Below are 10,358 nucleotides of genomic sequence, written 5' to 3' on the forward strand. Positions count from 1 at the left end.
ACCCCGCCCGGAGTGCCCTCGGCGGGCCGGGGGCACTCCGGGCGGGGTGGGTCAGAGGTTGGTGAGGTCCACCGGTATCCGCGCCGCGCAGCCCTCGCGCAGTACGGTGGCCTCGATCAGTCCGTAGGGGCGGTCGGCGGCGACGTACACGGCTCCGTCGGCGGTGTCGTTCTCGAGTCCGAACGGCTCCAGGTCCACCAGGAAGTGGTGGCTGTTGGGGAGGGAGAAGCGGACCTCGTCGATCTCGTCGCGTTGCTCGATGATCCGCGCGCCCATCCGGTACAGCGTCTGCTGGAGCGAGAAGGAGTAGGTCTCGGCGAAGGCCCGGAGCATGTGCTTCCTGGTCTGCGCGTAGGACTCCTCCCAGTCGGGGGCCGGCTGCTCGTCGTCGGTCCAGCCGAACCGCCAGCGGCCGGAGACCGAGGTGGCGAGGACGCGGTCGTGGGCCTCCTGGAGCGTCGTGTACTCGTCCTTGAGGTAGCCCCGGAACTCGGAGCCGGTGGAGTTCATCACCGTGAGGTCCTTCAGGCCCGAGACGACCTCCCAGTTCTCGCCGTCGTAGGTGACCTGTGCCAGGCGGGTCTCCTGGCCCTTGCGCACGAAGGAGTGCCCGGTCCCGTCGGCGGGGTGCCCGGTCCCGTCGGCGCCGGAGGTCCCGATGCGCTCCCAGGCGTACTCCTCGATGCGGATGCGCGCCCGGTGGATCGGCTCCTGCGAGGTGACGAAGTGCCGGGCGAGGTCGATGCCGAACCGCTCGGCGGACTCGACGCCGTACTCCTGGGCGAACGCGTACACCGTGTTCTTGGTGGTGTCGGTCGGCAGGACGTGGGCGTTGGAGCCGGAGTAGTGGACCTCCTCCATGTCACCGGACAGGGCGACGGAGACGTTCAGGTCCTTGATGTGGTGGGTGGCGCCGTCCCGCGTGATCCTGACGACTCGGGTCTCGGCCTTGCCGTACTGGTTCTGGCCCAGGATCGCGGGGCGGGAAGGGCGGGAAGGGACGGTCATGTAGCTAGCTCCCTCGGTAAACGGAGTAGCCGAACGGGTTGAGCAGCAGCGGCACGTGGTAGTGCTCGCCCGGGACGACGGCGAACGTGACCGCCACCTCCGGGAAGAACACCGGGACACCGCCGTCCCGGTTCGCGGGGGCGTCCTGCTGCGCATCGGCCTGCTTCTTCGCGGTTTCCTCGAAGTACGCCTCGACGGCGAAGTCGAGCCGTACGTGGGTGGTCCCCTCCGGCGGCGCCGGCAGGTCCCCGCACCGTCCGTCCGCGTCGGTCGTGGAGCCGCCGAGCGCCTGCCAGTGCGCCGCGCGCCCCGAGCGGGCGTGCAGGTGGACGTCGACGCCCCCGGCGGGGCGGCCGGCGCTGGTGTCCAGGATGTGCGTGGACACGGAAGCGGTGGTCTCGGTGCTCATGGTGCGTCGGTCCCCTTCGACGAGTCGGGCCAGCCGGATGCGGTTGATCTTCCCCAGCTCGGTGCGGACGATCTCGCGCTCCCGCTCCGGCGCGTTGCCGATGCGTTCCTTCACCGCGTCGCGCATCTGCTCGCCGGTCCGGCCGGTGGCGCAGACGAGGAACACATGGCCGAACTTCTCCTGGTAGGCCAGGTTCAGGTCGAGCAGCTCGGCCCTGAGTGCGTCCGAGGCACCGGTCATGCCGCTCTGCTCCCGGGCGGAGGCCGCGTCGCCGGGCCGGGGGCGGCCTATCGGCGGGTGCCCGGCCATCGCCTCGTCCAGGTCCGCCGCGGTCAGGCCGGCCGTGGCGGCGTCGCCGGCGGCGTACAGGTCCCCGGCGGTGGCGTAGGGGCGGCCGGCGAGCAGGCGCCGGGCCCAGGCCGTGGAGGCGCACACCCCGTGGAGCACGGCGAGCGCCGCGTGTTCCTCGAGGGCGTTGAAGCGGGCCAGACCCGGGGGCGTGGAAGTCGACGTCACGGGAACCTCCGTGGCCGCGGACGGCCTTCGTGCGGAACGGACGTGCCGACAGTGAACGCCGCCACCGACAGCGCGTCAACAGTTTGTTGAAAATTCGCGGGGACGTCTCCGTGTCCGTCACGCCCCTCCCCCGAACCCCGCCGGCTCACGCCCCGAACGCCGCGGGCCGCCGCCCGGATGCCGGGCGGCGGCCCGCGACCGCGGAGCGCATCACCCGGTCAGGGGCGCTTCTCACGGTTGAGGTAGTTGTAGACGGTGAAGCGGCTGACACCGAGCGCACTCGCCACGGTCTCGACCCCGTGCCGCACGGCGAAGGCGCCCCGCGCCTCCAGACCGCGTACGACCTCCTGCTTCTCCTTGCGGTCCAGGTCCGCCAGCGGCCTTCCCTTCCTGCGCTCCAGGGCGGCGAGGATGTGGTCGAGGGAGTCCCCGAGCTGCGGCAGGCGCACGGCGACGGCATCGGCGCCCTCCCAGACGAGGACCACGTCGTCGGGCCCGGCCTCGTCCGGCGGGAGCATCTCCCCGCCCATGGCGTCGACCAGCGGTTTGACGGCCGCGATGAACGGCTCGTCCCCCGCGCCACTCATCCCTCGCCCTCCTCGACCACATTGACCTGGAGCGATACCCGGGTCGCGCCCTCCGCCAGGGCCCGGCGCAGCAGGACGTCCACGGCGGCGAGCAACCTGTCCGCGCCGCCCTCCGCGGTGGTGCCGAAGGGGCCGACGTCCACGGCGTCCAGGTCCGCGGCCTCGACGACCTCACGGGCCGCCACCGCGTGCGCGGGCGCCTCGTCGAGGTCGAAGGGCTCGGTCGTGAACTCCACTCTCAACCGCACTGCTCCCCCATGGCCTCGGCTCTGACCGGCTCGTCCTCTCAGCACCCCGGCCGAGAGGGTCCATTCGGGGCACCTTCTCCCGTCAGGGCGTGGAACACCCGGCCCACCGCCGCCCCGGTCCGCGCCCCCGGCTCGGGGAAGAGACGGCTGCGGACGGTCGAGGTCGTCGCGGCGCCGGCGTGTCCCGGTCGCTCCGGCACGACCTTAACGGACTCCCCTCCCCTCGGCGATCGGCAGGCACGCGAGGGAATGCCGCAGGAAACGGGCCCGGTGCCTCTGGGGAAGCCCGGACCCGGCAGGGACCGGATGCCGGACCCGGCAGGGACCGGGCGCGGACCGGCAGGGACCGGGCGCCGGACCCGGCAGGGACCGGGCGCCGGACCCGCTCGTCCTCGGAGGGCACGCGTGAACCCCCTTTCCCCCGGCACTCACTGAAGTCGCCGAAGTCGCTGCTCCGTCCCGGCCTCCGTCCCGGCCGTGCGGAGACCGGTGCCCGTGCCCAGGGCGACGAGGGCCCGGTACCGGCGTGACACGGATCAGCCAGAACTCCGATCCGGTCAACCGCCGGTGGCGCAATCCCGAGGTGCGGCACCGGGGAATTTCGGCACCTGCGCCTCACGAACCACGGCGTTGAACACCTGTTTCACCTCGGCATCACTGTTCCGGACCGTTTGCGCCACGAAACCGCGCGCTTCGGCAAGTCCGGTGGTTCCGGCTTGAATTCGCGTTCGTGCGGACCTCGTCCGTCCTCGGTTCCCGTCCCCGTTCGGCTCCTCCCGCCACGGCACGGTGCCGCTCCCCCGACGCGGCGTGACGGGCGGCAGGCCGGTCGGGGACGGGCGGCAGGCCGGTCGGGAGCGGCACCGCGCGCAGCGCGCGAAGGGGGTCGACGCCGCCGCCTCGCCCCCCTCACGATCGGTGTGCCGGTCCCGCCTTCACGGTCCCGCCACACCCTGTTCTCCCGGAATCGGCCGGCCACCGCACGGCCCCGTGCCGACCGTACCCAAAGCAAAGGAGGGCGCTTCCGGCCTGACGGATCGGAAAGCTCGCACGCACGGAAAAGACTCCTCCCCAGCCCACCGGGCATTTCGCTCGTCGAACGCCGTTCCGGGGAGGTGCCGTACGTTGGAACACCCCCGAGACGGGTTCCGGCGTTTCCCTGGCCCTCATCGTCCGCCGTGCCGCGAATCATTGATCGGAAACCTCTTGAATTCTTCCTCCAAGGGTGCAGCGGAGATAAGAGAATTCGAATCGGGCGGCGATGGAACGGGACCAGCTCTTTCAGCGATGAAAGAGTCCGCCGATTCCGCCGACGGGGTCGGCCTGGTTCCGGCCCGGCGGGTGCGGGCAAGTCGCGCTCGAGGCCGGCGTTGGCCGAATCCTTCCTGCCGCGCCGAACGGCCGTCGGCACGCCACCGGACCGCGGAGAATTCCCCGCCGGGACCAGGGCCGTGAACCCGCCCCGCCTCCCAGCGGGTCGACTCGACCCTGTGCTCGATCGTGCCGTTCGGGACCGCCGGCCGAGTGCTGCCCGGCGCAGCCGCCCACGCGCACCCCGGGTCTCCCCTCCGGCGGCGTCGAACGCTCGGGCGCGGGGCGGGAACCCGCCCGGTACGGCATCGACGGGTCCGCCGGGAGGAAGCTCGTCCGCATCCCTCGCCGAACGGCACCCGGAGACCGCCCTCAGGTGTGGTCGCACCCGGGTTCCGGCCCCCGACCGGGGCGCCCGGGCGGTTCCGTGCCCGAAGAACGCGCCGAAGAACGTCCTGGTGAACGCCCCGGCGAGCGCCCCGGCACCCCGTCGTCGCGCCGGACACGGCACGAATGCCGCGGTATGAACCTCTCGGTCCGCGCCGATCCGCCGGGCCGCCCGCCGGGAACCCTGTGAAGATCCGGCGCCCCTTGTGCGCGCTCCGCCGCAGCCCCCGGCCGAATCCCCGCCCACGCCGCGAAAGCCGGTCGCCGCCCTTCGCCGCACCTCGCCCCGAGGCGGGAAAGGGCTCGGCCGGCGCCCCTCGGACGACGGGCGCACCGCGACGTTCCTGGGGAGCAAAGCGCGACCACCGGGAGACGGCTCGGCGAAGCCCCCGGCCAGGACCACGGGAAGAGCAGAAAAGTTACTCGCGAGTTCACCCGGAAGGATCCCGAGGGACATTCAAAATTCAACAAGAATCGCGCCGAAGCGATACGCGGGGCGAACTCGACCGACGACTTCCTTTTCCTCCCGCATACCGAAGGTAACCCCTCCGGGACAGGGTCAGTCTCCGGTGTGAGGACGCAGCCGGACGGGCCCGGCCGTCCCGGCGGGGAGGGCCACGGAGGCCGTCCAGGCCGCCGGCACCGGCAGATCGGTGACGGACCACGCGTCGGGCGTGCCGGGCACCCCGGCGGCGACCGTGACCGTGCCGGCGACGGCCGGATGCGCCTCCACCCCGTCCAGGGGGACCGTGAGGCCGACGCCGACCGCCTTGAGCGCGGCCTCCTTGCGGGTCCAGCAGCGCAGGAACGCCCGGATCAGCGCGTCCCCGGCGGGGCGGCCCTCCAGCCACCGCGCCTCGGAGGGGGTGAGGACGACGGACGTGAGATCCCGGACCCGGACGTCCCGCATCCGCTCGACGTCCACCCCGACGGGCACCGCGGCCACGGCGAGCATGCCGCAGCCCGAGGTGTGGGAGACGCTGATCCAGCACTCGACCTGCGGATCCAGCACCGCCGGCGGACCGTGCCCCTCGTCCCCGCAGCCCGGGCACGGCCTGCGGCCCAGGCGGATCCGCTCCGGCGCCGCGTCCAGCAGACCGGCCAGGACACGGCGCACCGACGCCCGGTTGCCGGCGAACTCCGCGGCGTCGGCCGCGGTGCGCATGCGCCTCAGGCGCTGCCTCTCGGAGTCGTCCAGGAGGGCGAGATCCGCGGCCAGGACCGTCGTCGCGCCCCGCCACCACCACACGGTCGCCCCGTCCGGCGCACCCCGGACGTTCGGGGATCCACTGGCTGATTCGGCACTGTTCCGGAGCGCGGTCATGTGCCGAGACGCTAGGTCCGCCACTCGACAGGCCGACGCCGGATGACAGTAAGTGGACAGCAGCACGCCGTGACCGTGACCGAGCGTCACCGCCCGAATGTGCTCCGTGTCCGACCCGGGATCGGTTCCGCGACGCCCGCCGGAAGTGCTGCAACTTGCTGACAGCCCGGCCGGAGGATTTGGGCGCGATGGTCTGTGAGGTCCCCCAGTGGGCGCGACTTTACCTGGACTATGCCTGTGGCCGACGTTGACTGGCTCGCAGCCAGCCCATAATCTCTGAGCTTCGGAGTCAAGCAGACTTGGCCCGTCCTGAGCCCCGCCCGCCACGTCGTGAATCGCTTTACCTCGACAAGTAAATTGACGATGAATGGATGATTGTTCAGGCAAAATTAACAGCCAGGATCCCTGCGCACTTTTCAACAGGAATACAATTCCTGACATCGGATTCGCCAGCTTCATCCTCCTTCAGGGCGAGGATTCTACCGCTGAGCATTACGGGGAATAATCGGTGTAATGAAGACTTCCACGTTGAAAACCCACGGTGAAGACCTGATGTCCACCGTGATCGGGAAACCTTCACCAGGCGAGTCGACCGTGGGTCCGGCCGACGGCACCATCGACACGGTCGAAGGCGTCAACAGGATGGAAAGCGCGCTGCTTCAGGCACGTGCGCTGATCGAATCGACGATGTCGCTGCACCGGACCAGGCCGGTGCGCGAATCCCTCGTCCTGCGCGCGGACGACGCCGACATCGGGGGCACGGTCACCCGGCTCGTCGGACTGGCACGCCACTCCGTCTCCGTGTCGCTGTCCGCCGGCGAGAACGCGTCCGCCGTGTTCGACGCGCTCGCCGCCCACGCGACACCCTCCAAGGAGCGGGCGGCGGGCGGCGGGACGGGCGGCCCGGTCATCCGGCTGCTGTGCACGCCGCAGGCGGTGAACAACTGCGGGCCGAACGCCGAGGACTTCCGGGGCACCCGATGCGAGATCCGGGTCGACGACAGGGAGTTGCGCGGCATGCTGATCGTCGACAGCCGGGTCGCCCTCGTACCGGGCTTTCCCGGGAAGGCGGGCGACGCCACCATCATCAAGGACACGGCGTCGGCGCGCGCCCTGGACCTGCTGTTCGCCGGGATGTGGGCCAACGCCCAATCGCTCGCCGAGTACCAGCGCACCAGTGCGCGCATGCGGACGGAGTCGGTGCGCCGCATCCTGGAGCAGCTGTGCGAGGGCCACACCGACGAGGTGGCGGCCCGCGAACTCCGGGTGTCCCTGCGCACGTACCGCCGTCACGTCGCGGAGATCATGCAGACGCTGGGGGCCAACTCCCGCTTCCAGGCCGGGGTCAGGGCCGTGGAGATGGCACTGCTGCCGCAGCGCACCGATGTCCCCGCCAGAGAATCCGGCACGGAAACACGAGGCCATGGCTGATCCCCATCCTGTCGAACGACCGCGGTACACCACCGCGGAGGACCTGCGAAGCCGCACCGAGGACACCGGGCGACCCGGCGAACAGCCCCCGGACGACCTGGAGCAGACGCTCATGGAGGTCCGCCGGCTGATCGAGGCCACCGTCGCCAAGCACCGCGACCGTGTCGTGCGGGACTCGCTGATCACCAACGTCACCGCATGCGTCGGCGAGGTGGCGGCAGCCGCCCTCGGCCTGGTCGCCGAGGCCGAACGGACCATCGACATCGTGCTGGCCGACTCGGAGCACGTCGAGGCCATCAACTCCGTGTACTGGGAGTTGGAGACCTCCCGGAAGAACATCGGACTGCGGCTCCTGTGCACCCAGGCGATGCTCGACGACGGCGTGGTCCAGCCCCACAAGCTGGAGAGCCTCCGGTACGAGGTGCGGGTGGCCAGGGTGCCCATGCTCCAGGTGATGCTCGTCGACGGGGCGGCCGCCCTGGTGACCTCGCAAGCGGTCATCGGACGGCAGGCCTCGGTGATCCGTGCCACCACCGTGATCGGCACGCTGGGCACCCTCTTCGAGGGGCTCTGGCGCCACGCGGTCCCCGTCGAGGAACGGATCGACTTCGGTGACCGCGACCGTGCCGACGTGGCCCGGCAGATCCTGAACCGCCTCCAGGTCGGCATCACCGACGAGGTCGCCGCACGCGAGCTCTCCGTCTCGGTGCGCACCTACCGCCGCTACGTCGCGGAGATCATGACGCTCCTCGGAGCGAGTTCACGCTTCCAGGCCGGGGTCCGGGCGGCCGAGCTGGGGTTGCTCCCCAAGGGCCGGAAGGGCTCCGGTCACCCGCCGACCGGTCCGGCCAAGGGGTCGTCCGGGCCGCCGGTCCGGCGGGGCGCACGACGGCAGGACGTGCCGGCCCAGGCAGCGGCACGGGACGTACGCGACGCGGACGGCGCAGCTCCGCGTGACGGCCGGTTCGGCACTGGCAGCTTCCTGTAGCCGTCATTGCCCCCGTCGGACGGAGCCGGTTAGACAGGGACCACACGAACGGCGTCCGCCCCGAGCGGACCGCCGGACGCCCCTGACCCGAGAACTCCGGCGGCCCCCGCGTTTCCCGTGCCGTCGGCGATCCGGTGCGCCACGGGCCCCGGGGACCCTCACTCCCCGGCCCGCGGCGCACCGGATGACGGGGGCCGGTCGTCCGAGACCCGGCCGTCCGGGTGCGGCCCCCGTTTCTGCCCATGTGCCGCGTGGAAGGTGTGGAGAGTTGACCCCGACGCCGATCGGTCTGGTATTCCCCGGACAGGGGACGCAACGTCAAGGCATGGGTGAGCCCTGGCGGGACACCACCGCGTGGAGCCTGGCCGGTGAGGTTTCCCGGCACAGCGGCGAGGACGTCGAGGAACTGCTGCTGCGGACCCCGACCGACGTGCTGCGCCGCACCGACCTGGCCCAGCTCTCGGTCTTCACGGTGGACCTGATGGCCCACGCGGAGGCGGCACGGCGCGGGGCACTGGACGGCGCCGTGGCGTGCGCCGGGCACAGCCTGGGAGAGTACGCGGCGCTGACGGCGGCCGGAGTGCTCACGCTGCCGGACGCGGTCGCCCTGGTGACGGAACGGGGGCAGGCCATGCGGGACGCCGAGCGGCTCCGTCCGGGCACCATGGGCGTGCTCGTCGGGACCGGCCTGCCGGAAGCCGAGGTACTGGCCGCCGAGGTGCGGGCCGAGGGGCTCGACGTGTGGGTGGCCAATGTCAACGCCCCGGGCCAGACGGGGCTCTCCGGCTCCGCGGAGGGCATCGGACGAGCGGCCGAACTGGCTCCGGGCGTGGGGGCCAAGCTCATCCGCCTCTCCGTGGGCGGAGCCTTCCACAGCCCCTTCATGGCGCCTGCGGCCGAGCGGCTGGCCCGAACCCTGCGGGACGTGCGGTTCGCCCCGGGGCGCCTCCCGGTGGTCGCCAACGTGGACGCGAAGCCGTACACCGGCGACGGGGACTGGCCGGAGCTGACCGTGCGTCAACTGGTCTCCCCGGTGCGCTGGGAGGAGAGCGTGCGGACCCTGACCGGACAGCTCGGCTGCCGACGGATCGTCGAGCTGGGCCCGGGGCGCGTCCTGACGAACCTGATCCACCGGATCGACCCCGGCGTCGAGGTGGTCACCGTGGACGGCCCCGGCGCCCTGGAGGGCCTCGCCGCCGTGTGACACCCCCGCCGCCCTGGACCGAACTCCCCGATACGAGAAGCCCGGTGCCATGAACACCCTGAAGCACACCCCCCGGAACGACGCGACGTGGTTCCGGCGCTACCCCCCGTCCTCCCCCACCCGCATGCGACTGCTCTGCCTGCCGTACGCCGGTGGTTCGGCGAGTTTCTACCACTCCTGGGGAAACGCCTTCGGCGACGACGTCGAGGTCCTGGCGACCCGGTACCCGGGGCGCCAGGAACGGATCGCCGAGCCCTGCCTGGAGAGCATGGAGGAACTGGCCGACGCGGTGACCGCCGCCGTCCTGCCCCTCCTCGACAAGCCGCTGGCGATCTTCGGCCACAGCATGGGGGCCTCGCTCGCCTACGAGGTGGCGGTCCGCCTGGAACGCAGGCACGGCTTCTGCCCGAGCCTCCTCCTCGTCTCCGGTCAGCGGCCCCCGCACCGGCAGCGGCCGCGCACCGCGCACCTGGACGGTGCCGAGTCCGTCCTCGCCGAGGTCCGCAAGCTGGGCGGTACCGACGCCGCGCTGCTGGAGGACCCCGACCTCCGGGAACTCGTGCTGCCGGCGCTCCTGGCCGACTTCTCCGTCGTCGGGCGGTACGCGGAGAAGGGCCCCCGGCCCGCCATGCCCGTGCGCTGCCCGGTCGTCGGTTACGTCGGGGACCGCGATCCCAACGTGACCGTGGAGGAGGTGGCCGCCTGGTCCGGCATCGCCCCGAAGGGCTTCGAGCTCAAGGTGCTGCAGGGCGACCACTTCTACCTGGCGCCGCGCAGGGACGAGCTCGTCGCCGACCTGGCGTCCCGTCTGCGCTGACCCCCGCACCCGTCCGCACCCCTGCTCCAGCCGCGGCCCCGCGACCGCGGCCGGCGCCCCGTCTGCGCTGACCCCCGTCCCCACCCCCACCCCTCCCCCGGCCCGTGCCCGGCCGCGGCCCCGCGACC

The 10,358-nt window shown here is 72.0% G+C and carries 9 protein-coding genes; 4 read left to right on the forward strand and 5 right to left on the reverse strand.

The window, feature by feature from the left end; translation table 11 throughout:
- Nucleotides 1-51 precede the first annotated feature (51 nt).
- The 5 genes from pucL to B7L92_RS29960 all read right to left on the reverse strand — a co-directional run bounded on the left by pucL (nucleotide 52) and on the right by B7L92_RS29960 (nucleotide 5,790).
- Nucleotides 52-1,008: a factor-independent urate hydroxylase gene (gene pucL / locus B7L92_RS29940; RefSeq protein WP_081240487.1), complete on the reverse strand. Its 957-nt coding sequence runs from the start codon at nucleotides 1,006-1,008 to the stop codon at nucleotides 52-54.
- A gap of 4 nt (nucleotides 1,009-1,012) precedes the next feature.
- Nucleotides 1,013-1,933 carry a 2-oxo-4-hydroxy-4-carboxy-5-ureidoimidazoline decarboxylase gene (uraD, locus tag B7L92_RS29945; protein ID WP_081240488.1) on the reverse strand — a complete coding sequence of 307 codons (921 nt, stop codon included), beginning with the start codon at nucleotides 1,931-1,933 and terminating at the stop codon, nucleotides 1,013-1,015.
- Between the two features lie 218 nt (nucleotides 1,934-2,151).
- Nucleotides 2,152-2,520, reverse strand: a complete 369-nt coding sequence (locus B7L92_RS29950) for a helix-turn-helix domain-containing protein (RefSeq protein WP_081240489.1) — start codon at nucleotides 2,518-2,520, stop codon at nucleotides 2,152-2,154.
- Nucleotides 2,517-2,768 carry a thiamine-binding protein gene (locus B7L92_RS29955; protein WP_081240490.1) on the reverse strand — a complete coding sequence of 84 codons (252 nt, stop codon included), beginning with the start codon at nucleotides 2,766-2,768 and terminating at the stop codon, nucleotides 2,517-2,519. The genes B7L92_RS29950 and B7L92_RS29955 overlap by 4 nt, the downstream gene beginning before the upstream one ends.
- A gap of 2,257 nt (nucleotides 2,769-5,025) precedes the next feature.
- On the reverse strand, nucleotides 5,026-5,790 hold the full coding sequence (locus B7L92_RS29960; protein ID WP_255311202.1) for a 4'-phosphopantetheinyl transferase family protein: 765 nt from the start codon (nucleotides 5,788-5,790) through the stop codon (nucleotides 5,026-5,028).
- A 513-nt stretch (nucleotides 5,791-6,303) separates the two neighbouring features.
- On the opposite strand from B7L92_RS29960, the gene B7L92_RS29965 reads away from it, so the two are divergent.
- The 4 genes from B7L92_RS29965 to B7L92_RS29980 all read left to right on the forward strand — a co-directional run bounded on the left by B7L92_RS29965 (nucleotide 6,304) and on the right by B7L92_RS29980 (nucleotide 10,230).
- A complete protein-coding gene (locus tag B7L92_RS29965) occupies nucleotides 6,304-7,221 on the forward strand; it encodes a helix-turn-helix transcriptional regulator (RefSeq protein ID WP_255311203.1) in 918 nt (305 codons plus the stop codon).
- Nucleotides 7,214-8,209 carry a helix-turn-helix transcriptional regulator gene (locus tag B7L92_RS29970; protein WP_255311204.1) on the forward strand — a complete coding sequence of 332 codons (996 nt, stop codon included), beginning with the start codon at nucleotides 7,214-7,216 and terminating at the stop codon, nucleotides 8,207-8,209. Before B7L92_RS29965 ends, B7L92_RS29970 begins: the two co-directional genes overlap by 8 nt.
- Before the next feature lie 268 nt (nucleotides 8,210-8,477).
- Nucleotides 8,478-9,413, forward strand: coding sequence for an ACP S-malonyltransferase (locus B7L92_RS29975; protein ID WP_081240492.1), 936 nt, complete (start codon nucleotides 8,478-8,480; stop codon nucleotides 9,411-9,413).
- Nucleotides 9,414-9,462: 49 nt separating this feature from the next.
- On the forward strand, nucleotides 9,463-10,230 hold the full coding sequence (locus B7L92_RS29980; protein WP_081240493.1) for a thioesterase II family protein: 768 nt from the start codon (nucleotides 9,463-9,465) through the stop codon (nucleotides 10,228-10,230).
- The last annotated feature ends 128 nt before the right edge of the window (nucleotides 10,231-10,358 follow it).

The sequence above is a fragment of the Streptomyces viridosporus genome (assembly GCF_002078235.1).
GTDB lineage: Bacteria > Actinomycetota > Actinomycetes > Streptomycetales > Streptomycetaceae > Streptomyces > Streptomyces viridosporus.